At 39.8% G+C, this 23,828-nt stretch carries 27 protein-coding genes and 1 riboswitch; of the genes, 9 read left to right on the forward strand and 18 right to left on the reverse strand.

Going from position 1 to position 23,828, the window contains the following annotated elements; translation table 11 throughout:
* The first annotated feature begins 72 nt into the window (after window positions 1–72).
* The 4 genes from CSV72_RS07140 (at window position 73) to CSV72_RS07155 (ending at window position 3,153) form a co-directional block, all read left to right on the forward strand.
* The gene (locus CSV72_RS07140; protein WP_099677794.1) at window positions 73–765 is read left to right on the forward strand and encodes a response regulator transcription factor; all 693 of its coding nucleotides are present in this window, start codon (window positions 73–75) and stop codon (window positions 763–765) included.
* Window positions 762–2,165, forward strand: coding sequence for a sensor histidine kinase (locus tag CSV72_RS07145; protein WP_099677795.1), 1,404 nt, complete (start codon window positions 762–764; stop codon window positions 2,163–2,165). The genes CSV72_RS07140 and CSV72_RS07145 overlap by 4 nt, the downstream gene beginning before the upstream one ends.
* Window positions 2,162–2,722 carry an SCO family protein gene (locus tag CSV72_RS07150; protein WP_233191157.1) on the forward strand — a complete coding sequence of 187 codons (561 nt, stop codon included), beginning with the start codon at window positions 2,162–2,164 and terminating at the stop codon, window positions 2,720–2,722. Before CSV72_RS07145 ends, CSV72_RS07150 begins: the two co-directional genes overlap by 4 nt.
* 65 nt (window positions 2,723–2,787) lie before the next feature.
* Complete coding sequence (locus CSV72_RS07155; protein ID WP_143561158.1) at window positions 2,788–3,153, forward strand: hypothetical protein; 366 nt, start codon at window positions 2,788–2,790, stop codon at window positions 3,151–3,153.
* A gap of 15 nt (window positions 3,154–3,168) precedes the next feature.
* On the opposite strand, the gene rlmN is transcribed toward CSV72_RS07155, so the two are convergent.
* From rlmN to hisZ, 11 genes are all read right to left on the reverse strand, one after another.
* Entirely contained in the window at window positions 3,169–4,245 is a 1,077-nt protein-coding gene (gene rlmN, locus CSV72_RS07160; RefSeq protein WP_085426671.1) for a dual-specificity RNA methyltransferase RlmN, read from the reverse strand.
* A gap of 83 nt (window positions 4,246–4,328) precedes the next feature.
* Window positions 4,329–4,508, reverse strand: coding sequence for a hypothetical protein (locus CSV72_RS07165; RefSeq protein WP_099632685.1), 180 nt, complete (start codon window positions 4,506–4,508; stop codon window positions 4,329–4,331).
* Window positions 4,509–4,605: 97 nt separating this feature from the next.
* The gene (locus CSV72_RS07170) at window positions 4,606–5,958 is read right to left on the reverse strand and encodes a cyclic 2,3-diphosphoglycerate synthase (protein WP_099677797.1); all 1,353 of its coding nucleotides are present in this window, start codon (window positions 5,956–5,958) and stop codon (window positions 4,606–4,608) included.
* 218 nt (window positions 5,959–6,176) lie between these two features.
* On the reverse strand, window positions 6,177–7,238 hold the full coding sequence (gene hisC / locus CSV72_RS07175) for a histidinol-phosphate transaminase (protein WP_099677798.1): 1,062 nt from the start codon (window positions 7,236–7,238) through the stop codon (window positions 6,177–6,179).
* Window positions 7,235–7,882 carry a bifunctional phosphoribosyl-AMP cyclohydrolase/phosphoribosyl-ATP diphosphatase HisIE gene (hisIE, locus tag CSV72_RS07180; protein WP_099677879.1) on the reverse strand — a complete coding sequence of 216 codons (648 nt, stop codon included), beginning with the start codon at window positions 7,880–7,882 and terminating at the stop codon, window positions 7,235–7,237. Before hisIE ends, hisC begins: the two co-directional genes overlap by 4 nt.
* Complete coding sequence (gene hisF / locus CSV72_RS07185; protein WP_099677799.1) at window positions 7,875–8,639, reverse strand: imidazole glycerol phosphate synthase subunit HisF; 765 nt, start codon at window positions 8,637–8,639, stop codon at window positions 7,875–7,877. The genes hisIE and hisF overlap by 8 nt, the downstream gene beginning before the upstream one ends.
* Window positions 8,626–9,351 carry a 1-(5-phosphoribosyl)-5-[(5-phosphoribosylamino)methylideneamino]imidazole-4-carboxamide isomerase gene (gene hisA, locus CSV72_RS07190; RefSeq protein ID WP_099677800.1) on the reverse strand — a complete coding sequence of 242 codons (726 nt, stop codon included), beginning with the start codon at window positions 9,349–9,351 and terminating at the stop codon, window positions 8,626–8,628. Before hisA ends, hisF begins: the two co-directional genes overlap by 14 nt.
* Window positions 9,352–9,491: 140 nt before the next feature.
* Window positions 9,492–10,076 carry an imidazoleglycerol-phosphate dehydratase HisB gene (gene hisB / locus CSV72_RS07195; RefSeq protein ID WP_099632680.1) on the reverse strand — a complete coding sequence of 195 codons (585 nt, stop codon included), beginning with the start codon at window positions 10,074–10,076 and terminating at the stop codon, window positions 9,492–9,494.
* Window positions 10,076–11,356 (reverse strand): histidinol dehydrogenase, encoded by a 1,281-nt coding sequence (gene hisD / locus CSV72_RS07200; protein ID WP_099677801.1) that lies wholly within the window; start codon window positions 11,354–11,356, stop codon window positions 10,076–10,078. The genes hisB and hisD overlap by 1 nt, the downstream gene beginning before the upstream one ends.
* On the reverse strand, window positions 11,353–11,988 hold the full coding sequence (gene hisG / locus CSV72_RS07205) for an ATP phosphoribosyltransferase (protein ID WP_099677802.1): 636 nt from the start codon (window positions 11,986–11,988) through the stop codon (window positions 11,353–11,355). Before hisG ends, hisD begins: the two co-directional genes overlap by 4 nt.
* Window positions 11,976–13,208, reverse strand: a complete 1,233-nt coding sequence (hisZ, locus tag CSV72_RS07210) for an ATP phosphoribosyltransferase regulatory subunit (RefSeq protein ID WP_158232172.1) — start codon at window positions 13,206–13,208, stop codon at window positions 11,976–11,978. Before hisZ ends, hisG begins: the two co-directional genes overlap by 13 nt.
* A gap of 154 nt (window positions 13,209–13,362) precedes the next feature.
* Between hisZ and CSV72_RS07215 the strand changes: the two genes are divergently transcribed.
* The gene (locus CSV72_RS07215) at window positions 13,363–14,157 is read left to right on the forward strand and encodes a histidinol-phosphatase HisJ family protein (protein ID WP_099677804.1); all 795 of its coding nucleotides are present in this window, start codon (window positions 13,363–13,365) and stop codon (window positions 14,155–14,157) included.
* 63 nt (window positions 14,158–14,220) lie between these two features.
* Here CSV72_RS07215 and CSV72_RS07220 read toward each other — a convergent pair whose 3' ends face one another.
* From CSV72_RS07220 to gdhA, 3 genes are all read right to left on the reverse strand, one after another.
* The gene (locus tag CSV72_RS07220; RefSeq protein ID WP_199170069.1) at window positions 14,221–14,796 is read right to left on the reverse strand and encodes a YdcF family protein; all 576 of its coding nucleotides are present in this window, start codon (window positions 14,794–14,796) and stop codon (window positions 14,221–14,223) included.
* A 100-nt stretch (window positions 14,797–14,896) separates the two neighbouring features.
* Window positions 14,897–16,108, reverse strand: coding sequence for an argininosuccinate synthase (locus tag CSV72_RS07225; protein WP_099677805.1), 1,212 nt, complete (start codon window positions 16,106–16,108; stop codon window positions 14,897–14,899).
* 142 nt (window positions 16,109–16,250) lie between these two features.
* Window positions 16,251–17,633, reverse strand: coding sequence for an NADP-specific glutamate dehydrogenase (gdhA, locus tag CSV72_RS07230; protein WP_099633005.1), 1,383 nt, complete (start codon window positions 17,631–17,633; stop codon window positions 16,251–16,253).
* A gap of 386 nt (window positions 17,634–18,019) precedes the next feature.
* Here gdhA and CSV72_RS16875 point away from each other — a divergent pair, with 386 nt between their 5' ends.
* A complete protein-coding gene (locus CSV72_RS16875; RefSeq protein ID WP_199168332.1) occupies window positions 18,020–18,163 on the forward strand; it encodes a hypothetical protein in 144 nt (47 codons plus the stop codon).
* A gap of 50 nt (window positions 18,164–18,213) precedes the next feature.
* Here the strand turns inward: CSV72_RS16875 and CSV72_RS07235 are convergent, their stop codons facing one another.
* Entirely contained in the window at window positions 18,214–19,497 is a 1,284-nt protein-coding gene (locus CSV72_RS07235; protein ID WP_099677806.1) for a LysM peptidoglycan-binding domain-containing protein, read from the reverse strand.
* Between the two features lie 147 nt (window positions 19,498–19,644).
* On the opposite strand from CSV72_RS07235, the gene CSV72_RS07240 reads away from it, so the two are divergent.
* A complete protein-coding gene (locus CSV72_RS07240) occupies window positions 19,645–20,280 on the forward strand; it encodes a spore coat protein (protein ID WP_369802890.1) in 636 nt (211 codons plus the stop codon).
* 102 nt (window positions 20,281–20,382) lie between these two features.
* A complete protein-coding gene (locus CSV72_RS07245) occupies window positions 20,383–21,042 on the forward strand; it encodes an HAD family hydrolase (protein WP_099677807.1) in 660 nt (219 codons plus the stop codon).
* Window positions 21,043–21,082: 40 nt separating this feature from the next.
* Here CSV72_RS07245 and CSV72_RS07250 read toward each other — a convergent pair whose 3' ends face one another.
* Window positions 21,083–21,787, reverse strand: coding sequence for a YetF domain-containing protein (locus CSV72_RS07250; RefSeq protein ID WP_369802891.1), 705 nt, complete (start codon window positions 21,785–21,787; stop codon window positions 21,083–21,085).
* A gap of 66 nt (window positions 21,788–21,853) precedes the next feature.
* Window positions 21,854–22,762 (reverse strand): homoserine O-acetyltransferase MetA, encoded by a 909-nt coding sequence (gene metA, locus CSV72_RS07255; protein ID WP_099677808.1) that lies wholly within the window; start codon window positions 22,760–22,762, stop codon window positions 21,854–21,856.
* A gap of 93 nt (window positions 22,763–22,855) precedes the next feature.
* Window positions 22,856–22,962, reverse strand: a riboswitch (SAM riboswitch).
* A gap of 150 nt (window positions 22,963–23,112) precedes the next feature.
* Between metA and CSV72_RS07260 the strand changes: the two genes are divergently transcribed.
* Entirely contained in the window at window positions 23,113–23,382 is a 270-nt protein-coding gene (locus CSV72_RS07260; protein ID WP_099632670.1) for an AbrB/MazE/SpoVT family DNA-binding domain-containing protein, read from the forward strand.
* Window positions 23,383–23,507: 125 nt separating this feature from the next.
* Here the strand turns inward: CSV72_RS07260 and CSV72_RS07265 are convergent, their stop codons facing one another.
* Entirely contained in the window at window positions 23,508–23,822 is a 315-nt protein-coding gene (locus CSV72_RS07265) for a thioredoxin family protein (RefSeq protein WP_099677809.1), read from the reverse strand.
* Between the last annotated feature and the right edge of the window lie 6 nt (window positions 23,823–23,828).

Here is a 23,828-nt window from a genome sequence, read left to right on the forward strand (position 1 = left end):
TCGACAATCTTTTGAAACTTCATGTGGATTTCACATCTTTTCTGGAAAATTAACATATAGAGATTTTATGAAATGAGGCGTATTGAATTGGGGTACCAATTATTAGTCATTGATGACGAACAGCAAATGCGTGATTTAATTCGTGTGATTCTCGAAGATGCCGGATATAGCGTAGTAGAAGCCAGCGACGGTTTACAGGCTCTCTCTGTCGTCAAGCAACATACGATAGATTTATGCATAGTCGATGTGATGATGCCCTATATGGATGGCTTCACATTTGCCGAAGAGATGAAACGTACTTCATCGATCCCATTGATTTTCCTATCTGCGCGTGGCGAGGAATGGGATAAAGTTCAAGGTCTAAAACTTGGTGGAGACGACTACATCGTCAAGCCTTTCTTACCAGGAGAACTAGTCGCGCGGATCGAAGCCGTCTTGCGCAGAACATACCGTCATAATCCTGAACCAATTGTATTACAAGCCGGTCCACTCACCATTAATGAAGACTCGTATACAGCACAGCTTAACGGAAAACCTTTAAATCTTACTTTGAAGGAATTTGGCTTGCTATTGTTGCTAGTCAAACATAAAGGACGTGCCTATTCCCGAGAACAATTACTTGAATTGGTCTGGGGCGATGATCATCAAAGCAGTGAGCGGACAATTGATACACATGTTAAAACGCTTCGTCTAAAACTAGGTGACGCAGGTAAAATGATTGAAACGGTATGGGGGATCGGCTACAAGTTAGAGGACACTGAATGAATAATTTAAATCTAAGCAAAAAGATGTTGATTGTATTTTTAGGAAGCATCACGTGTACCATATTATTTTCATTCTTCTTCATTCATTACTTGTATACCGAATTATATAAAGAACAAATTAAAGAGTCGATCATATATCAAGGAAATCGAACAGCTTCCCATTATCATTACGGTGAGCTCAGTGATTCGATCATCGAAAAGATTCAATGGTATAACATCGTCTCGGAGTATGAAATCATAGTGGTAGATCGCTTAGATGATTTAACGTCCTATTTCCCCTATCAGATCGATTATCAATCACTCATCAACGATAGCGACGAGAAGATACTAGAAACAGGTAAGCCTGTTATGAAAGAAGGCTATGTAGATGAACTAAATCGTGAAATCTTCGGTGGCATTTTCCCTATTAAAGGAGAAAATGGACTGATTGGTTTCATATATATATATGTTCCGCTCGCTGCGATCCAAGATGTTTTTCATGACAGTCTTCCGATCATGTTACTTGTAGGCAGTATTTTCTTCATTATTCTCTTTCTAATTTTGCAACGTGTATGGCGTTCATTATTCGAGCCATTACAAACATTGCAGACCTATTCAGAAGAAGTGTCTAAAGGTGATTATTCCAATCGACTCAATACGGGACGGACAGATGAGATAGGTAAACTGGCGACTGCATTCGATTCAATGAGTCGTTCCCTTGAAGAACAAGATCAGCGCAAGAAAGATTTCACTTCAAATATTGTACATGAGCTCAGGACACCATTGACATATATTAGCGGCTACGCGCAACTTTCACGCAATAAAATTGATTCATCTCCTGACGATGTAAAACACTACTTATCAACCATCGAGAAAGAAACGGAACGCCTAAAGAAGCTCATACATGATTTAGTCGAGCTAAACCATTTGGAACAGGATGTATATACACTGGAAACTGAACCGATTGCGATTGCGCAATTACTATTGGATACGTTGGAATTATTTGCGATTCGATTAAAAGACAAAAATATTCAGTTGCGCACATCGATTGATGAGGAATTGATTTTGGAAGGTGATCCTAAACGATTGCAACAAGTCTTTTATAATACAATTGATAATGCAGTAAAATATGCTGAGCAATCCATTACTATTCATCTAACCGCCAATAAGCAAGGTGTACAATATCGCATAGCCAATGACGGCGTGACCATAGAAGAAGAGGACGTAGAGCGAATCGGAGAACGGTTTTTCCGTACCGATAAAGCACGAACTCGCACAACAGGCGGTACGGGACTTGGTCTATCGATTGTCAAAGAAATTGTCCGATTACACGGAGGTACATTCACGATTTCCAATGAAATAACAGAAACCATTGTGGTCATTGAATTACCTGAGCAAATACAAAGGAGTGAAAACAGTTGAAACGTCTGATTCCTTTTCTGTTGATGCTCGTACTATTCATTAATGGGTGCAGCCAACCTCTCGAACGTGGGAAACAAGTCCGTGAATTCACCTTCACGGATCAGCATGATCAACCATTTAGTTCCAAGGAGCTTTCTGGTTCCCCATGGATTGCAGACTTCATTTTCACAAATTGTACAACAGTTTGTCCGACATTAACGAGTGAGATGGCAGATCTACAAACAGAGTTGAAAGATCAGGACATCGAAATGAACTTCGTCTCTTTTACTGTAGATCCTAATACCGATACACCTGCAGTATTGAAAGACTATATCACAAACTTTACTGATGATGAATCGAACTGGCATTTTCTGACGGGCTACACACAACTAGAATTCGAAGCTTTTGCGCGGGAAGAGTTCCAGACATTTGTGTTGAAACATGAATCTTCTACACAAGTTGTCCATGGCACAAATTTTTATTTAATGGATTCCGAAGGTTATATTCTCAAGGAATATAATTTCTCGAATGAATCCTATAAAGAAGAATTATTGGCCGATCTAAAACGCATGAAATAACAGTCGGGTTGCGTGACGAATTTCGTCGATTCCGCTATACTAAGTAAGGAAAGCAGGTGTACGTGTTGGATTCTCGTTATTGGAAGGTCGGTTTTTTTACGGGATTGATTTCATTTGTTCTACTCATTTTAGGCGTGCGGACAGTCCTTGGACATGACTTGGTCGTCAATAACTATTTGACGTTTGCCGTATTCGGTCTGATGGTCGGGATAGTCAGTTCCCTTTTATTGTTCTATCAGCTATCGATTGCATTTAAAATGTTCATGATCGTACTTGTTCTAGCGTTTGCTGAAATGTTCCGCAGCTTCCTGATGATGGATAATGAATTTTCGGAAGCCATCGGAATTTTATCTTTGTTCATTATTTCATCATTCGGACTAGCAATCTCTGTGATCGTTCAATTTATCGTAAAATTAGCGCGTAAAAAGTAAAAACCGGTTGGAGAATTATTCTCCGACCGGTTGTTTTTTTGTTTTTTTGATTTGTTTACTTCGTAGTTGACCGCACGCCGCGTCGATATCTGTACCATTTTCAAGACGTACTCCACCGTTGATCCCTTTGCGTCTAAGTGCTTCGTAAAACGATTTAATCGCTTCCGGTTCACTCCGCTGATACTGGCCATGTTCATCTACTGGATTGTACGGGATCAAGTTGACATATGAAAGGTGACGCTTATCTGCAAGTAATCGACCCAACTCTTCCGCTTCTTTGACGTGGTCATTCACGTCACGCAATAAAATATACTCAAATGTGATACGACGATTCGTTTTTTCTAAATAATAGTTGATTGAATCCATCAATTTCTCAATCGGGAATGCTTTGTTAATCTTCATGATGGATGAACGTAACTCATTATTTGGCGCATGTAATGATACTGCCAAGTTCACTTGTAGTTTTTCATCTGCAAAGTCTTTGATTTTCTCCGTCAGACCACTTGTTGAAACGGTAATATGACGCGCACCAATTGATAGACCTTTTTGGTGATTTACGACATGAAGGAAGTCCATCAAGTTTGAATAGTTATCGAATGGTTCGCCTATACCCATAACTACGATATGGCTTACGCGTTCATCTTCGCCCTTGCCATCGAGATACTCTTGCACTTTCATGATTTGACCCACAATTTCACCTGCATCAAGATCACGATTCTTGCGTAAGAGTCCGCTTGCACAGAAACTACATCCGATATTACATCCAACTTGTGTTGTGACACAAACAGAATGACCATAAGGGAATTTCATCAAAACTGTTTCAATCAAGTTGCCATCATGCATTTTAAACAGGAATTTCACTGTGCCATCCTGTGAAACTTGCTTAACATTTTGCTCAAGTGTTTGAACCGAGAAGTTTTCATTCAATACATCAATGGTTTCTTGATTAATGTTATTCATTTCATCGAAAGATAAGACACGTTTTTTATAGAGCCAGTCCCAAACTTGTGCTGCACGGTACTTTTTTTGTCCATTTTCTATAAGAAAGTCTGTCAATTGTTCAATTGTCAAACCGTATATCGATTTTTTCATATGATTTCTAGCCTCATTTCAAAAATTACAATCTTTTTATTATACTACAAGATTGTGGTGAAAGGAACAACTGATTCGTTTTATTACTGTTTTTGTTGGACATCTTTGTCCGTTCTAAGTTTCATGAAAAATGCCAAAAGATTTAATGCCGCAAGCACGACAAAGAATATTCCCATTCCGGTATGTCCTGTAGCGATTCGGTCATATGCAAAGTACGCCATCACAAGACCAATGACTAGATCAATGATTTTTGAATTAAACAAGTTACTACCCCCTTACTATCCTAACCGTAGTATATCAGAAAAAGGCACCTACAACCGAATTCCCATTCGACGTAGGTGCTGGATAAGCTATCTATTGTTACACATTTGTTGCAGAAAGATTATGCTTTTTGATGAAATCTGTAAGAACTGTCTCAAGATTTGGCGTTCCGATTTCATCCAAGTCATAATAAACACGTGTGCATGGCTTATTGATGTTGATAACACGTGAAAGGTCCATAGGTGTACCGATAATGACTGCATCTACATCCGCTGCATTGATCGTCGCTTCCAAATCCTTTAACTGCTCTTCGCCGTAGCCCATTGCAGGTAAGATATTTTCAATATGCTGATACTTATTGAAAGTAGTGATCAAACTTCCTACTGCATATGGACGCGGATCGACAATTTCAGCTGCACCTAAACGCTGTGCTGCAATCACACCCGCACCAAGTTTCATTTCACCGTGAGTCAATGTCGGACCATCTTCAACAATTAACACACGCTTGCCTGTGATAATTTCAGGATTATCTACAGAGATTTTCGATTCCGCTTTAATGATTGTACTGTTCGGTGCCGCAAATTTAATATTGTTTTCAACCGTCTGAATCGCTTCTTCCGATGCACTATCGATTTTGTTGATGATGGATACATCTGTTGTACGCAAGCATACTTCACCTGGATAGTATTTCAATTCATGGCCAGGACGGTGTGGATCAAGAACTGTGATTGCCAAGTCCGGCTCATAGAATGAAAAGTCGTTGTTTCCGCCATCCCAAAGGATTACGTCACAGCCGTCTGGATCATTTTCAGCAGCGTCTAGAATATCCTGGTAATCTACACCGGCATAGATGATATTTCCACGGTCAACGTGCGGCTCGTATTCTTCCATTTCTTCAATCGTACATTTATGTTTCTTGAAATCTTCTACTGTTGCATAACGCTGTACACGTTGTTCAGCCAAATCGCCATAAGGCATTGGGTGACGGATCGCTACTACTTTCAAGTCATGCTCAAGCAATGTTTCAATGATTTTCCGTGATGTCTGGCTCTTCCCTGTTCCAGTTCTAACTGCACAAACTGAAATAACTGGTTTATTACTTTTGATCATTGTTGCTTTTGATCCAAGCAGTGTAAAGTTAGCGCCTGCCGAGTTTACAATCGCACCAATACCCATAACTTTTTCATAACTAAGGTCACTATAAGAGAATACACATTCATCTACTTCTAGTTCTTTAATTAACTCTGGTAACTGATCTTGTGAATAGATAGGGATTCCTTCAGGATACAATTCGCCGGCTAATTCAGTCGGATATTTACGTCCATCGATATCCGGGATTTGTGTAGCTGTAAATGCTACAACATTGTATTCCTCTTTACCACGGTAGTATGTATTGAAATTGTGGAAGTCTCTTCCTGCTGCACCAATAATAATTATATTTTTAGTTTTCATAAGTTTATCTCTCCAATCAAGCTTCTTTTTATTATTATAAGGCAAGATGTATAAAAATACAATAGAAAAAGTTAAAAATACATGGGTTTGTATACATATACATCTTTTATACGTCAAATATTGTCATAAAAGCTATTATAACAGGAAATTATGCTTCTATATATACATTAAAGACAAGAAAAAGCCATTCAGTCTCGAATGGCTTTTAGTCGATTTATTCATTTACTAAGTTGTTTAAGCACTTCAAACAGTGTATTCATCTGTTCGTCTGTACCGATGGAAATACGTAAATAATCACGAATGTCCGCCTGATCAAAGTGGCGAACTAAAATTCCACGGTCTTTTAATTGTTGATACAATACTTTTGCTTCCTTATGCAAAGGCTTTACAAAAACGAAGTTTGCATCGGAAGGCAGCACTTCAAAACCTAATTCTTTTAAAGAATGGACTGTAGATTCACGTGTGCGAATGATTTTGTTCGTACTCTCCGAAAAGTATGCATGATCTACAAATGCAGCAGTAGCCCCTGCCATAGCTAAACGATCGATTGTATAGGAGTTGAATGAATCTTTGATGCGCGTCAATCCTGCAATCAATTCAGGTTGTCCAAGTGCAAATCCAACACGTAATCCTGCGAGTGCACGAGATTTAGATGTGGTTTGAATCACAAGTAAATTCGAATAGCGATCAATCAACTTCATCGCAGACGGACCTGCAAAATCAATATACGCTTCATCGATAATGACTACTTGATCTTGGTTGTTCCGCAAAATATCTTCGATTACATCCAACTCAGCATAAATACTTGTCGGTGCATTCGGGTTTGGTAGAATGACGCCGCCTGGTGAGTTATAGAACTGCTTTTTAGGTAATGTGAAATCAGCATTTAATGGAACTTTTTCGAATGAAATATTAAATAGCTTGGAATAGACCGGATAAAAGCTATAGCTAATTTCAGGAAACTTAATGGTCTTTCCTGGTTCGAAAAATGCCATAAATGAAAAGGCCAGCACTTCGTCAGAGCCATTACCAACAAAGACATGATCTTTTGTCAGTCCGTACGTCTCCGCTATCGCGTGACGCAATGGATCTACTGTTGGTGAAGGGTAGCGTTGCAATGTGTTGCCGCTCAATTCCTCTTGAATAGCCTGTAATACTTTAGGGCTTGGTGGATACGGGTTTTCATTCGTATTTAATTTAATGATATCTGGCTGATTCAACTGCTCACCCGGAACATAAGGTTCTGTACGGCGCGCAACTGTGCTCAGAAATCTACTCATTTGCGTGGCACTTCCTTTTTCGGTCGTCTTTCCCGTAGCACTTGCTGAACATCTGTTAGATCCACGTCAAGAATGTTCATCAATACAAGCGTATGGTAGACCAGATCTGCAATTTCATTGGACACTTCTTCTTTGTCCGCGTTCTTTGCACCGATTACGACTTCTGTAGATTCCTCTCCGACTTTTTTCAACACTTTGTCGATACCTTCGTTGAATAAATACGTCGTATACGAGCCATCTATTGGTTTAGCTTTACGATCTGCAATTTCGTCGATTACTTCATAGACGACTTCACGTAAAGATTCTTCTTTTTCGGTTACTGTTGTAAAGAAGCATGTTTTTTCGCCTGTATGACAAGCAGGACCTTGTGGCGTGACTTGAACTAGCAATGTATCTTGATCGCAGTCTACAGAAATACGTTGCACTTGCTGGGTATTTCCAGATGTTGCGCCTTTATTCCAAAGTTCTTGTCTTGAACGGCTATAAAACCACGTTTCATTTGTTTCCAACGTCTTTTCAATTGATTCCTTGTTCATATAAGCAAGCATAAGAACTTCCCCTGTGCGATCGTCTTGTACAACCGCTGGGATTAGACCTTTATCGTCGAATTGTAATGCATTGATGTCTAGTGTCATTTTAGTCATTCCTAACTGCAATATTTTCTTCTGCCAAGTATTTTTTTAAATCGCGAATATTGATTTTATTGAAGTGAAATACGGACGCGGCCAAAGCTGCATCTGCTTTCCCTTCTGTCAGTACATCTTTAAAGTGTTCAGGTTTTCCTGCGCCACCACTTGCGATGATTGGAATATTGACAGCTTCGGCCATAGCACGGTTGAGTGCAAGATTATACCCGTCTTTGACGCCATCTTCGTCCACACTATTGACGACCAGCTCGCCAGCGCCAAGTGCTTCCATTTTCTTCGCCCATTCGATCGCATCAATCCCTGTTTCTTCCATGCCACCTTTTGCATAAACCGACCACTTATTTTCGCCTTCTTGACGAACATCCATCGATAACATCACACGCTCTGATCCGTATTTATCTGCTACTTCTTTAATTAGTTCCGGATTAGTCAAAGCTGCACTATTAATAGATATTTTGTTACCGCCGAGTTCAAATACTTTGTCCACATCTTCAAGCGTGCGAATTCCTCCGCCTACGATGAATGGGATTGGCACTTCTTTTGCAATTTCCTCAATTAAATCGAGGAACATACCACGATTTTTCGTCGATGCAGAAATATCATAGAAGACGAGTTCATCTGCACCATCTGCAACATACTTTTTTGCTAATGTAAGGGGATCTGCTACTTCCTGAATGTCTAGGAATTTCTTTCCTTTTACAACTTTACGATTATCTACGTCTAAACATGGAATGATCTTTTTAGTTGTTGACATGACTGTCGTCCCCCAATAGTTTTTTTAAGGATAGATTGCCTTCGTATAATGCTTTCCCAATAATAGCGCCGTACATGTCTTCAGCAGCGAGTTTCTTAATATCCTCTTCTGTCGATACACCACCTGATGCGATGATATCAATTGAAGATGCTTCATCCATTATTTTCAGTTCTTCAAAGTTCGGTCCCTGTAGCATGCCGTCTTTCATGATGTCTGTATAGACCACAGTTTTAACGCCTATTTCCGCTAAGTCTTGTAATAAATCAACTGCTTTGACGTCACTAGTTTCTGTCCAACCATCTGTTGCGACTAAGCCATTACGCGCATCGATTGAGACAGCAATTTTATCACCGTATTTTTCAACGGCCTTTTTCAAGAATTCAGGATCTTGGATAGCCGCAGTGCCGATAATGACACGTGCCACACCGTTTTCAATATGCGAGTCGACGATGTCCATATTGCGAATTCCACCGCCTACTTGAACGGGTACGCTGACTGCTTTTGCAATAGCTTCGATAGCTTGTTTGTTGGCGGAGTTTCCTGTTTTTGCGCCGTCGAGGTCTACGACGTGAATGTACTCCGCTCCTTGGTTTTGCCATTCTTGTGCCATGTTTGTTGGTGATTCGTTGTAGATTATTTCTTGTGCGTAGTCACCTTGGATAAGGCGAACGCATTTGCCGTCTCTAATATCGATTGCTGGGAATAAAATCATCAACTAGTCCTCCTAATAAATGAAATAAGAATTAAGCGCGTTGATCTGCACTCTGGGCGGACGCTTTCCTGCGGGAGTCGCCGCCCGCAGTGAAGATCAACTAGAATATCTTTCAGAGTTCAAAACCGTAAAATATTTAATTACAATGACCCTTTAGTAGAAGGAATGCCTTTTATGTCTGGGTTGATGGTGCTGGCTACGCGTAGGGCGCGGCCGAAGCTTTTGAATACAGATTCTATGATGTGATGTGTGTTTTTTCCGTAGTTCAAGTTGATGTGCAATGTGATTTTGGCGTTGTTGGTGAACGCTAGGAAGAATTCTTCGACTAGTTCTGTGTCGAATTCCCCTACTTTGTCTTTCATTCCGTCTACGTTAAAGACGAGAAATGAGCGACCGCTTATATCGATTGATGCAGTGGACAATGCTTCGTCCATTGGTGTGGAAACTAAGGCGAAGCGTTCTATTCCTTCTTTTGTGCCAATGCATTGATTAAATAATTGTCCAAGTACGATACCGATATCTTCTACAGAATGGTGTTGGTCCACTTCAATGTCGCCATCGCATGTTACAGATAGATCAAAGCGTCCGTGTTTTGCAAATGCCGTCAACATATGGTCAAAGAAGCCAACTCCCGTGTTGATATTTGTTTTTCCCGTGCCATCTAACGAAAAGTCCATTTCAATAGATGTTTCGCCTGTCTTACGTGTTAGTTGTTGTTTACGCATTAGTATCCTGCCTTTCGTACTTTAATCGAGTTAGCATGTCCTGTTAATTGTTCAGCATCTGCTAATGTAATGACGTCTTCCGCCACTTCTGCCAAAGCGTTCTCGGAATAGTAGATAATACTCGACTTTTTCATAAAGTCATACACACCTAATGGTGAAGAGAATGCTGCTGTTCCACTCGTCGGTAATGTGTGATTCGGTCCAGCCATATAATCACCCAATGCTTCAGGTGAGTGCTGGCCTAGGAAGATGGCTCCTGCGTTTCGTATAGCTGCCAAGTGCTCCATAGGCTGATCAATCATTAGCTCCAAATGTTCTGGTGCTAAACGGTTCACTATATCAAATGCTTCTTTCAATGAATCGACAATAATGATCCGGCCAAATTGTTCTATTGATTGAGTTGCGATTTCTTTGCGATCAAGTTCCGCCAGTTGACGTGCTATCTCTTTAGATAGCTCAGAAGCAAATGTTTCGCATGTCGTGACGCACACTGCCGCAGCGCGCTCATCGTGCTCTGCTTGGGATAACAAATCTGCTGCCGCATAAATAGGATTTGTATGGGCATCGGCTACGACACAAATTTCACTTGGCCCAGCAATCATATCGATGGCTACATCACCGAACACCCACTTTTTCGCTCTTGCAACGTATGCATTCCCAGGGCCAGTAATTTTGACAACTTTTTCAATTGTCTCTGTACCGTAAGCTAGTGCAGCTATCGCTTGTGCCCCACCTACCTTATAGATCCGATCGACACCCGCTTCTTTCGCCGCGACTAGAACGTGGGGATTAATCTTGCCGTCACGTTGTGGTGGTGTCACCATGGAAATTCGTCCGACTCCGGCAATTTTCGCTGGTAATGCATTCATTAAGACCGTCGAGGGGTAGGCAGCTTTCCCGCCTGGGACGTATAGTCCAACACTATCGATCGGTGTTACTTTCTGACCGAGCATGATGCCTTCATTTGGATTCAAGAACCATGATTGTTCTTTTTGCGCTTCATGATAAGTCGTGATACGCTCTTTTGCTGCGCATAATGCACGGTAAAAATCAGCTGGAACTGCTTGTTCCGCTTCATTAATTTCTTCTTCTGTGACGATTAAGCTGTCTAGCTTCACGCCGTCAAAACGTTCAGTGAAATCCAGAACTGCGCTATCCCCTTCAGAACGGACTTTGTCAATAATTGATAAGACGTTGCGATCAAATTCCAAATCCGTTTGATTGGAATCATTGCGCCTTAGTAGTTCTTCAATGAACTCAGCTCCGCGAATGATCTTCATGAACGCACCTCCAAGCCTTCCTTCATATCTTTGATGAACTGCTGTATATCAACAGTCTTCGTAGCATAACTTGCTTTATTCACTATCAAACGTGCACTAACATCTGCCATCACTTGCAAGACAACAAGACCATTTTCTTTTAATGTTGTACCCGTTTCGACGATATCGACAATAACATCTGACATGCCGATCAATGGCGCGAGTTCAATCGACCCATTCAATTTGATCATTTCAGTACGGATACCTTTTTTGTCGAAAAACTCTTTCGCTACTAATGGATATTTTGAAGCAACCGTCAGAAATGGAATGTTTTCAATTGGTGTATCGGGATATCCCGCCACAGCCAGCTTACAACGCCCAATTCCTAAGTCTAGTAATTCATAGACATCACGAGGGTCTTCCATCATGACGTCTTTTCCCACAATCCCCACGTCCGCTGCGCCTTTTTCAACGTACACCGGAACGTCCACTGCTTTGACAAAAATCAGTTTGATCTTTTGTTTGTCATCATAAATGACGAGCTTCCGGCTTTCATCTGTGAATTCGGAGAAATGCACATCCGATTTCTCGAGAAACTTCATCGCCCGTTCTGCTGTTCGTCCTTTTGCCATTGCTACTGTTAAATAATCCATTCAGGTACCCCTTTCTTGCTTGCGATCAAATCAAGCAATTGTTTGAAGTCGATGAACTCCTTTACTTCTTCTTGATCTACTAGTTTGTTTTGTTGTTCTGTTAATTGAATCGTGTAGAGACTGTCTGTCTGGTATTTCGCATCGATCATAGGTTTGGAAATGACCCGATAGTCACGTTCTCTCAACTCATTCGTAATATCAATTGCGTATTTAATACGGCTTTCTTCATATAATACAGTCACGTCGATACTATATCGTTCCTTCTGTTCTCTATTAGATGAAGCTTTTACTAATGATTCGATTTCACATGCAAAACCAATCGCCGGTAATTTCATTCCAAACTCTTCGCTTAATGCGTCATAGCGGCCACCCATCAGTACGGGCTTGCCGAAATTCTCTACATAGCCTTGGAAGATGATCCCCGAGTAATACCCCATGTGGTTGATCAGGCCAAGATCGATGACGATATGCTTCTTCAAGCCGTATAGTTCGACGATATCGCATGTTCGCTGTAAATAGTTAATTGCTTCCTGTACCGATTCACTAACCTGTAAGTTTTGTAGTCTTTCAAACACTACTTCAGGTGCACCGTATAATAGAGGTAATTGCTCGAGTACTTCTTTAATAGAAGGATCTATACATAATCGCTGTAAGAACGGACCTATTTCCACGACATTTTTTGCTTGAATCAACGTCTTGAGTTCAGTCGTCTGTTCTGCAGTGATATCAGAGCCTGCAATTAATTCATTAAAGAACCCTGCATAACCAATTTCAATTTTCACATCTGTGAAACCAACGTCCCGTAATGCGTGACATGCAAGCATAATCGTTTCTGCATCTGATGCGGGTGAACTCTTGCAATAGAACTCGACTCCCGCCTGCGTTTTACCTATACGTTCACTTTCCTGGAATGTCTGTCTAAAGACTTCCTGTACGTAATAATAACGCATTTCTTCAGGTAAATTATCATTCAACTGAACGAGTTGCTGTGTCAATGGTATCGTAACATCCGGTCGTAATACGAGTACTTCACCGGTATAGTCAATCACCTTGATCATTTCATTTTGATTGATTGAGGTACGGACATTAGAATACAGATCATATTGTTCGAATGCGGATGTTTTAATACGCTTATAACCGTATGTAGTGAATCTTTTTCCTAGTGTGCCGATGATTTTTTCATGCTTCTCATGTTCATTTCCAAGAATTTCAGAATACAAGATATCTTCTACCGCCTTCCATGCGAAAATACACTTCACTGCTTTACTACGCTAAAGTTAATTATTACTATAATGGTTATGTAGAGCATTGTCAACTGTTAGTAGCATCGTTCATCTGCTACAATATGTAGTAAAGAAAAGGAGACTGGAAACTATGTTTGATTATCATATGCACAGCGCATTTTCAGCGGATTGTGAAATCCCTATGGAAGAGATGGCCAAAGCTTCTATCGCTAAAGGACTTACCGAAATCTGTTTTACCGATCACATTGATTATGAATACCCGGATGAAACGATTCATTTCGATTTTGACAAACATGAATATGCACAAAAGATACTCCAATTGAATGAACAATTCGATGGCCAACTGACGATTAAAAAAGGGGTTGAAATCGGCTTACAACCTGACCTATTGCATCTTTATGAAGAGTTGATGGACGAGCATGAATTTGACTTCGTCATCTGTTCATTGCACACAGTCGAAAATAAATCCTTACACTATCGCGAGCTATTTGAAGATCGTTCAACAGAGGCTGCGTTTGAGACGTATTATAAAGAACTATTATATTGTGTTCAGCATTACAAGCGTTACAGCGTGCTTGGGCATACGGATTTGATCAAACGCTATACCGATCAGCCGCCAGCTAATTTATTTCATGACTATTTAGAAAAGATCTTCAATACTATTATACCAGATGGTAAAGGGATTGAACTGAATACTTCGGGAACTCGCTACGGATTGCCACACAATATGCCAAGTGAAGATATTTTGCGTTTGTATAAACAATGCGGAGGCGAAATCATTACACTTGGTTCAGATGCGCATAGAACAACAGAAATCGCACATGAGTTCAAAGAATCTTTAGAGTTATATCAGTCGATCGGCTTTAACTATTTGGCTACATTTACGGAAGGTCAGCCAGAATTCCATAAAATTTCTTCTTTATAAGAGATATAGAAAAGTGACGAAAACTTCTTTGGAGTTTCGTCACTTTTAATTTTTAATATATCCCTATCGTCTGAACAACCATGTTTTCAACAAAGCCAAGCGTTCACGAAGTCCTACTTTTGCTTTGACAGATTCCGGAGTCTTCGCTGCAACGACATCAGACTCCCATCCGATCTGTCTAGCAAGAAATCTCGCTCGAGCCAAGTGATAATCACTGCTGATTATGGTCACGCCTTCCACTTCAGGAATGATATTTTGGCTGAATTGTAGATTCTCATTTGTAGAAGTGGATTGATCTTCCATAATTAAGCGTTCTTTCGCAATACCATGTTCTTGTAAATAACGATACATGGCTTCGGCTTCGCTAATACCCTCATCTTTTCCTTGTCCACCCGAAAGAACTAGCTGTACATGCGGATATTGCGTAGCATACTCCACAGCGCTCTCCAATCGGTAACGTAATGATAGCGAAGGAACTTCTCCGTTCACTTTAGCACCTAGAATAATTGCATAGTCATAGTTTCCATTCGCTTTCATCTGTTGCGCTTGTTTTATTCGATCCCCTGGTAACATCCAAAACATCCCCAGTCCCACAATGATTAAAACTACCATTATAGCTATACCCCATAACTTCTTCATTCAGACACCCCCTGCTATATTCATAAGACGGCGATGAATGAAAAGTAGTTCCAAAAAAAGAGCAGCGAAGCTTTTCGCCGCGCTGCTCCTGATATCCACCTTAACGCTTCTTAACGATTTGCTTTTTATTGACCATACTATGCACTTCAGTAGGTAGTCCCCATAGCTTAATGAAACCGACTGCTGCTGCTTGATCAAACTCATCATCAGATGTGTAAGTTGCTAATTTCTCATCATATAGCGAATTAGGAGATTTACGACCTTCTACTATTGCATGACCTTTAAACAACTTCACACGAACTGTACCATTGACGTATTGCTGCGTCTCTTTAATGAATGCCTCAAGTGCATTACGTAAAGGAGAGAACCAAAGACCGTTATAAATCAATTCGCCAAGTTTTTGAGAAATGATTGGCTTAAAGTGCGCTAATTCTTTTACGAGCGTTAAGTCTTCAAGTTCCTTATGAGCTTTTAACAACGTGATGGCTCCAGGCGCTTCATATACTTCACGGGATTTGATACCGACTAAACGATTTTCTACATGATCGATACGTCCGATACCATGTTTACCAGCGATTTCATTCAACTTTGTAATCAATTCACTTAATATATACTTTTCTCCATCAATTGTAATCGGAACACCTTGCTCAAAGCCAATCTCAATAACATCAGCCGTATCCGGTGCATTTTCAATGGAAACCGTCAAACCAAATGCGTCCTCTGGAGGTGTTGCCCATGGGTCTTCCAAAATTCCACATTCATTTGCACGCCCCCACAAATTCTGGTCCACCGAGTACGGATTATCCAAGTCAATCGGAATGGGAATATTATGTTCTTGTGCATAATGAATTTCTTCTTCACGTGACCAACTCCATGAACGCACCGGTGCTACCACTTCAAGCGTTGGATCCAGTGACTTAATCGCCACTTCGAAACGTACTTGGTCATTCCCTTTTCCTGTACAACCATGAGCTACAGCTGTTGCTTGTTCTTGATGGGCGATCTCCACCAGCTTTTTCGAAATAAGAGGACGGGATAAAGCAGAGACAAGTGGATATTTATTCTCATAATATGTTTGAGCTTGCAATGAAAGAAGGACGAAATCCTGTGCAAATTCTTCACGTGCATCAATGACATAGCTGCTAACTGCGCCAACTGTAAGAGCTTTTTCCTTAATGAAGTCGAGATCTTTCCCTTCGCCAACATCTAAGCAAACCGCTATTACGCTATATCCTTGATCCGTTAACCATTGAATTGCAACTGATGTGTCTAAACCGCCTGAGTAAGCTAAAACGACTTTCTTCTTTTCCATGGGTAAATCCCCTTTCATGCAAGTGCATGTATGTTTATTCAACTTAATGTATTTTTATAATAACATATCTCAATTGAAACACAATAGGAAAGAATAAAAAAACAGACACATTATGTAAAAAAATGTGTCTGTTTTATATCACTTATCGAATTCCGTGTGCCACCATTGCATCAGCTACTCGCAGAAAGCCTGCTACGTTAGCGCCCATTACGAGATTACCTGGTTTTCCGTAGTCCTCTGCCGCCGTACTGCAATCTTTATAGATATTTTGCATAACTTCTTTCAAATGCATATCTACTTGTTCTGCTGACCATGATAGACGCTGACTGTTCTGAGACATTTCCATAGCGGAAACAGCTACACCGCCAGCATTGGCAGCTTTTGCAGGTGCGAATAATACGTTGTGTTCCTGAAAAATTATAATCGCTTCAATTGTACAAGGCATATTCGCGCCTTCACCAACAGCTTTGACGCCATTTGCGATTAGCATATGCGCTGCAATCTCATCGATTTCATTTTGTGTAGCACATGGAAGTGCAATATCACATGGAATGGACCAAATCTCTGTACAATCTGCATGATATTCCGCATCAAGATGTTCTTTCGTATATTCCCAGATACGTTTATTGCCGTACTCTTTTAGTTGCTTCACTAATTCAAGATCTATTCCGTTCTTATCATAGATATAGCCATCAGAATCACTACACGCCACAACTTTCGCTCCAAGTTGCATAGCTTTTTCCATTGCGTATGTCGATACATTACCCGAACCTGAAACTACAACAGTCTGACCTTCCAATGAAAGCTTGTTTTCTTTCAGCATCTCATCTACGAAGTACACTGTACCGTAACCAGTTGCTTCTTTACGACCAAGGCTTCCACCATGGTCAGGATTTTTCCCAGTTAAAATACCTGCTTCATAGCCACCTTTAATCCGGTTGTATTGACCGAATAGATAGCCGATTTCACGTTTACCGACACCAATATCCCCTGCCGGCACATCGATGTCCGGTCCGATATGTCTACTAAGTTCTGTCATGAAACTTTGCGTAAAGCGCATGACTTCTCGGTCAGATTTACCCTTTGGATCGAAATCAGATCCACCTTTACCAGCCCCGATTGGCTGTCCTGTTAAAGCATTCTTGAAAATCTGCTCGAAAGCGAGGAATTTCATAATACTATTATTTACAGATGGGTGGAAACGAAGTCCTCCCTTATAAGGTCCGAGATCACTATTGAACTGAACACGGAAACCTCTGTTTACTTGCACCTTACCTTTATCATCTTCCCACGCTACGCGGAAGGAAATGATTCTTTCTGGCTCTGTAATACGCTCTAATATTCCGTTTTCCATAAATTCGGGATGCTTGGCAAAGACTGGACGAAGAGAATCAAAAATCTCTCTTGTCGCTTGTAGAAATTCCTTCTCATCCGGATTCCTTTTCTTTACCAATTCGTATACATTATGAACGTAATCATTTGCTCGTTTACGATTATTATATTCTACCTCACCAATCTTCGTCATCTGCAATCATCCCTTTCCTTAGTTGTTCATTAAAAACTGTCGACTGACCAGTCGCTCATTTACTCAGTGGCTTTTATTTTAAAAATTCTTAACTTATATGATTTAAGAGTAAATTCTACTAAATAAATTGAATTTTAATTGTTCGAAATATTTCTTTGTATTCCAATATTATCACTGAAAAGATAGCAAGTTACAAGATTTTTTTAGAATATCTCTATTTTGACTTAACTTTTGTGTCAATTTTATGTACTATATTAAACTTTATCATTTACATTCGACTGAATTCCGAGTATTATTAAACTATTCAAACAAACTATGTGAGGTCATAAATGTAAGCGCATACACATACTAGTGAGAACAATACGAAAAGAAAGAGGCGAAGCGCCATGACAAAGAAAACAAGTACAATTCGATCATTCCTGGGAGCGAACCTACTCCTCATCATGACTTTTGCTTTCCTACCTGCTTTACTCGTAAATCCAGATATGGATATGTTCCAAAGTGCTATGAAATTATTAAATAACGAGTGAGAACTCATATGACAGAGCCTTTCCTTTTTCTTAAGGAAAGGCTCCTATATTTATAGCTTGCGAATAGTAAACCGATCTTCTAATAACAACCAATTTTGCGGGAATGCAAGGCCGAGTTTCCAGTACATGATCCCTCGCAACTTGAATTTCTTCAGCAAGTTAAACTTTTCGTTAATGCTTCGTGCATCTTCAAACCACACTTCATGTTCGGTGCCTTGTTCATCATAATACGTATAATGTGGCGCTTGGGCTAATGCATCGTATTCTATAGCGGCATTCTGCTCGATTGCCAGATTGGTCGCCATCCGTGGACTTAATGCCCTGGCGGCTTTACTGTCCGATTGACCAAATGGTGCTGTCCAATCATAACCGTATAGATTTTGACCTAAAAAAACTTTTTCATTCGGGATTTGACTTACGGCATATTCCACTACTTTCGTGACTGGACCGATTGGGCTCACAGCTTGTGGTGCACTATACGTATATCCCCATTCATACGTCATCAATACAACGAAATCTACAATCTCCCCATGCACTTTATAATCATGGGCACCATAAATACCAGTAGTTACTTCCCCTGCTTTTGGTGCAAGTGCTGTGGAAATCGTCAAGCCAGCTTTATGGATTTGATCGCGCGCATTTCGTAATAATTGATTATATAATTCCCGATCTTCAGGGAATAATAACTCAAAATCGAAGTGAATATCCCCATAGCCGATTTCTTTTGCTATTTCAATGGCACTTTGAATCATCTGGTTCTGTGCTGCTTGATTGGTAAAAATCACATGCGCTAAATCTGCACTGAATGAATAGTCTTCTAGATTAGTCACAACTAGCATATTTACAACACCTGCGTTTTTTGCGATAGTCGGAATATCAGCGAGTGCTGGTGCTTTGAGCGATCCATCACGTTGTACTTCATAACTGAACATCGCAAGATACGTTAGACCATCCACACGGTCACGAACTTCTGCCAGCATATCTTGACTGACAGGATTACGCGGTTCTACATATAATAATGAATCAATCAATGTTTTCTCTTCTTGTGGTATATACAAACGCTGACCAATCATTAACCTTCTAGTAGGGTCAATTGCATTAATTTCCGCCAAGCGTGCGACTGTTAAACCGTATTTTTGTGCAATTGTATATAGGCTATCTCCAGGTCGCACCCAGTAATAAGAACCTATTATTGGAATGACAAGCGCTTGTCCTACAGCTAATCGTATATCACTTTCTAATTCATTAACTTCCGCTATTTGCTCGTATGGCACACCGTATATGTTACCAATTGTATATAAACTCTCACCTTGCGAAACTACATGAATCTGCATGTATCTCCACTACCCTTCTTGAGTTCTATCCTTATGATATGTTAGTGCGTTACGAACTATGCATGAGTGGTGAATGTCATTTCATATGTATGAAATTTCGATGACTCCACATAATACTCTCGATGCACATGAATATTAAAGGAGGAAATATATTTGACAAATCAATTCGAAACATCTCAAAACATGCAAGGCGGAGCGGTTCCCCCATCGATGAATCACGGTGGACATGAGTTATTTGATGTCAAAGAGGTTTTAAGCGCTACTCTCGGAGCATTGAACCAAGCGATGATTTTACGTCCACATGTCCAAGATCCAGAACTTCTCGATATTCTTGATCGACAATACCGATTCACGCTGGATGAGTACAATATCCTTGTCGAAAGTTTTAAGACTGGAAAAGACCCTTCACATCCTACACAGCGCTATCAAATGAAAGCAGGCAGCGATTTCATTTACGGGATGAAAGAAAAAGCACCGTCTAAACCTATTCAATCTACAGGTGAAATCAATGATGAAATCATTTCCGGCTTTTTGCTAGGCGCTACAAAAGAAGGCGCTACAGGCAAAACGGCTGCTTCATTAGAAGTATGTAATCCAGTCGTCCGCCGTGTACTTGCAGATTCTGTACCCAACTGTATAGAAATGGCATACGAATTGTCCATTTACCAAAACAAGCATCAGTATTATCAAGTTCCACAATTAAATGATCAGGATATGAATATGTTGCTTAATTCTTTTGCATCTTTTCAAGGTCAACCGGGTATGCCAAATAACCTTCAATAAATTAACGATTCAAGCAGATGGAGTTTTTCTCCATCTGCTTTTTGCTTTTACACTCGTTATATTTGTATACTATGTAGAAGAATACAATAGAGGAGTGTCTATATGAAAGTTGCGATCTTTGATTTTGATGGTACGTTGTACACTAAAGAAACCTTTAAATTACTCATGGAACAATTAAAGAATCATCCTACGTACAAGCAGCATTATAGAAAGTTCTATCGTTCGATATTACCACTTTACATTCGCTATAAATTAAAGATACTGCCTGAATCTGTTATGAAAGAGCGCTCGATGCACATTTATCTTAAAGCCTTAGATTCATTGACGATGACGGAACTTCACGAGTTTTTTAAAAGCATGCATACCGTAATGATGCCGGACTTCAATGAACAAGTCATTAATCGACTGGCAAAGCATCGTAGTGACGGATACCATGTCTTGCTCGTTTCTGGAGCCTACACTCCTTTCTTAAAAGCAGTCACAAGTCACCTGACATTTGATCAAATTATTGGCACTGACATCCCTTCTAATGGCGAACAACTCACGTTGGATCAGCCCTTACTACATATTCAAGGTACACGTAAAAATGAACAAATTTACCAAGCACTACATGGAGAAACTATCGACTGGGACAATAGCTTTGCCTATGGAGACAGCATTTCCGACCTTCCAGTCTTAGAGAAAGTTGGCTCCCCTGTAGCAGTTCGTCCAGATGAAAAACTTACTGCTGTGGCCAAACAAAGAAATTGGGAAATATTATAAAAAAACGTGAAGAGCTCTGATTGTTTCAGAGCTCTTCACGTTAAGTGGATTTTAATGTATTAATATATAAACTACCATCTGTCTGAATTTCTGCATAGAGAACATGCTCAGGCTTAGAAATCCCCTGCTTTTTTAATTGTTCTGTTAGCCAAGTATCAGTCAATTGAAGTTCTCGCATATTTTTCTCTTCCACTTTTCCGTTAGTAATAATTTCAGTGGGAATATATTTAGGCGGTGGTGATGGAGCTTTAACATCTTTCTTAGTCGCCGATTCCTCGCCCGCATTCAGCATGACACTCAAATTACCATTCGTTTCGAATATCGCATAATTGACATCTTTCATCGAGAATACGGACTGCTCTCGCAGCATCATATTTAGATCATTGAAACTCAACCGTAATTTACGCATGGAACCTTCTAGGATTTTACCATTCTGAATGACAATCATCGGTTTATCATCGAGTAATACGCGAAGCTTGATGGATTTGAATGATAAAAAGTTAGCAAGAATCGTTAACACTGCCCATAAAACCATTCCATATAAGCCATTTAAGAAAGGTGTTTCGGACTCTCCCGCCAAGTTTGCTGCAATAGAACCAATTGTTATGCCTGTCACATAATGAAAGAAAGTCAGCTGAGACACTTGTTTCTTCCCCATGAAACGCGCCAAAATCAGAAGCACAATAAATGAAATTACCGTTCGTAAAGTCATTTCCCAAAAAGCCAATTCCCAAAATTCATCTATGTTCACTGCATACACCTCCAGTATTCGGAGTATGTGCAAATTATAGCAATTTATACAGCAATTCTTTTAACTCCAGTTATAAGGAGTTTTCTGGTAGACATAGTAATTGAGCCAATTAGAGAATAATAAATGCGTGTGGGAACGCCAAGTATTCATAGGTTCTTTTGATGGATCATCATTTGGATAATAATTTACAGGAATATCAATATCGGCACCTTTTTCTACATCCCGAGAATATTCATCTCCCAACGTGTGTGCATCGTACTCTAAATGTCCAGTTACCATAATATGCTTTGCATCATTTGAAATCACGATGAATGCACCTGCCTCTTCAGAAGATGAGAGAAGAGTCAAATCGGGATGATTCTTTATCTCTTCTAATGAAACACCCGTATGACGTGAGTGTGGCGCTACAAATACATCATTGAATCCGCGTGCCAAATTCACTGTCGGATCGGTAATGTCATGTGAAAATACTCCAAAACACTTCTTTGCCAACTCGAACTTATCAATTCCGTAATGATGATAAAGCGCTGCTTGGGCACCCCAGCAAATATGCAGAACTGATGTAACATTCGTTTTTGTCCATTCCATGATTTCTTCTAACTCTTGCCAATAGACTACATCTTCAAATTGTAGAAGCTCAATTGGGGCTCCTGTAATAATCATACCGTCAAAACGACGATTTTTAACATGTTCAAAAGTAGTATAGAAGGTTTCTAGATGGGTCTGACTGACGTTTTTCGAAACATAGGTAGCAGTATTAAGGAATGTGACATTTACTTGTAATGGTGTATTGCCAAGCAATCGAAGCAATTGTAACTCGGTCTTCTCTTTTTCAGGCATTAAATTCAAAATCAATATGTTAATTGGACGGATATCCTGTGTGACCGCACGTTCTTCATCCATAATAAAGATTTTTTCTTCTTTCAGTAATTCTCCTGCTGGTAGATGTTTTGGTATGTTAATCGGCATGCTATTTCCCCCTTGACGTTCTTTTATTACTATTTCTATACAAAAAATCCCTCAATTCTCTTAGATAAGAAAATGAGGGTTGACCGTTCATCGTTCTTATCTCTCAAGACAACAATCTTGTTGGAGGTAGCACCTTCCTGTATGCACAGAGGTTGCTGAAGCTTCATCGGGCCAAATCCCTCAGCTTCTCTTGATAAGAAATATTTAATTACTGACTATTATAGCATTAATAATTTAATTGTATAGCAGAATTATCAAATTGTTCTGCGCATTCAAGTTTTGTAAATTGTAGATAGTACTTTTTGGTGTATAATAGAAAATACCAATTACTTTTCTTCAAGGAGGAGCTTATGAAGTCTTTAGGTATTGTTCGAAAAGTTGATCATCTCGGTAGGATTGTCATTCCAAAAGAACTTCGAAATTCTTTGTCGATCGATAAGGGTGATCCGATTGAAATTTTCGTAGAAGATGATAGAATCATTTTGAGAAAATATCAGGTTAACAGAGCATGTTTTATCACCGGTGATGTGATGGATGAAAACAAACAATTGTCAAACGGTCTATACATCAGTCCACAAGGCGCAAAAATCCTTATAGAGCAACTGAAAGATTTCACATAACATAAGACATAAAAGCTTATGCTAGAATATCTTTTTATAAAAAAGAGAACTGAAAACAACTTTTACAGTTGTCTTCAGTTCTTTTGTTAAATTGCTCCAATATTCCCTCATGGAGAATCAATGCGTTACGTTAAACTATTAATAAACCCTTCGATCTCTTCTTTAGTTTTATGGTTTTTACTAACGAAACGGCCTGTTTCTGTTCCTTCGCTGAATGCCACGAAGCTAGGAATACCGAATATATCCAACTGACTACAAAGGTCTATAAATTCATCTCGATCAATCGAAACAAATTCATACTCTGCAAATTCTTTTTCTAGTGTCGGTAAGAATGGTTCAATCACTCTGCAATCAGGACACCAGTCTGCAGTGAATAAGAAAATCACTCTTTCTTGTTGTTTAATTTGCTCAAATTGCTCTAGAGATTCTAATTTTCTCAATTTCCA

This window comes from Sporosarcina sp. P20a (assembly GCF_002743175.1).
GTDB lineage: Bacteria > Bacillota > Bacilli > Bacillales_A > Planococcaceae > Sporosarcina.

What these genes read in the sequence shown, in the direction of transcription:
- hisG (WP_099677802.1), bottom strand. Translation starts at nt 11,988, where the DNA reads ATGGATTATTTAACAGTAGCAATGGCAAAAGGACGAACAGCAGAACGG.
- CSV72_RS07140 (WP_099677794.1), top strand. Translation starts at nt 73, where the DNA reads ATGAGGCGTATTGAATTGGGGTACCAATTATTAGTCATTGATGACGAA.
- hisD (WP_099677801.1), bottom strand. Translation starts at nt 11,356, where the DNA reads ATGAAGATCATTCGCGGAGCTGAGTTCATTGAAGAACTACTAAGGCGC.
- gdhA (WP_099633005.1), bottom strand. Translation starts at nt 17,633, where the DNA reads ATGACGAAGATTGGTGAGGTAGAATATAATAATCGTAAACGAGCAAAT.
- CSV72_RS16875 (WP_199168332.1), top strand. Translation starts at nt 18,020, where the DNA reads ATGACAAAGAAAACAAGTACAATTCGATCATTCCTGGGAGCGAACCTA.
- CSV72_RS07220 (WP_199170069.1), bottom strand. Translation starts at nt 14,796, where the DNA reads ATGAAGAAGTTATGGGGTATAGCTATAATGGTAGTTTTAATCATTGTG.
- CSV72_RS07235 (WP_099677806.1), bottom strand. Translation starts at nt 19,497, where the DNA reads ATGCAGATTCATGTAGTTTCGCAAGGTGAGAGTTTATATACAATTGGT.
- hisB (WP_099632680.1), bottom strand. Translation starts at nt 10,076, where the DNA reads ATGCGTAAACAACAACTAACACGTAAGACAGGCGAAACATCTATTGAA.
- CSV72_RS07215 (WP_099677804.1), top strand. Translation starts at nt 13,363, where the DNA reads ATGTTTGATTATCATATGCACAGCGCATTTTCAGCGGATTGTGAAATC.
- CSV72_RS07245 (WP_099677807.1), top strand. Translation starts at nt 20,383, where the DNA reads ATGAAAGTTGCGATCTTTGATTTTGATGGTACGTTGTACACTAAAGAA.
- CSV72_RS07260 (WP_099632670.1), top strand. Translation starts at nt 23,113, where the DNA reads ATGAAGTCTTTAGGTATTGTTCGAAAAGTTGATCATCTCGGTAGGATT.
- hisIE (WP_099677879.1), bottom strand. Translation starts at nt 7,882, where the DNA reads ATGACTAAAATGACACTAGACATCAATGCATTACAATTCGACGATAAA.
- hisA (WP_099677800.1), bottom strand. Translation starts at nt 9,351, where the DNA reads ATGATTTTATTCCCAGCAATCGATATTAGAGACGGCAAATGCGTTCGC.
- CSV72_RS07145 (WP_099677795.1), top strand. Translation starts at nt 762, where the DNA reads ATGAATAATTTAAATCTAAGCAAAAAGATGTTGATTGTATTTTTAGGA.
- CSV72_RS07225 (WP_099677805.1), bottom strand. Translation starts at nt 16,108, where the DNA reads ATGGAAAAGAAGAAAGTCGTTTTAGCTTACTCAGGCGGTTTAGACACA.
- CSV72_RS07170 (WP_099677797.1), bottom strand. Translation starts at nt 5,958, where the DNA reads ATGAAAACTAAAAATATAATTATTATTGGTGCAGCAGGAAGAGACTTC.
- hisC (WP_099677798.1), bottom strand. Translation starts at nt 7,238, where the DNA reads ATGAGTAGATTTCTGAGCACAGTTGCGCGCCGTACAGAACCTTATGTT.
- rlmN (WP_085426671.1), bottom strand. Translation starts at nt 4,245, where the DNA reads ATGAAAAAATCGATATACGGTTTGACAATTGAACAATTGACAGACTTT.
- metA (WP_099677808.1), bottom strand. Translation starts at nt 22,762, where the DNA reads ATGCCGATTAACATACCAAAACATCTACCAGCAGGAGAATTACTGAAA.
- hisF (WP_099677799.1), bottom strand. Translation starts at nt 8,639, where the DNA reads ATGTCAACAACTAAAAAGATCATTCCATGTTTAGACGTAGATAATCGT.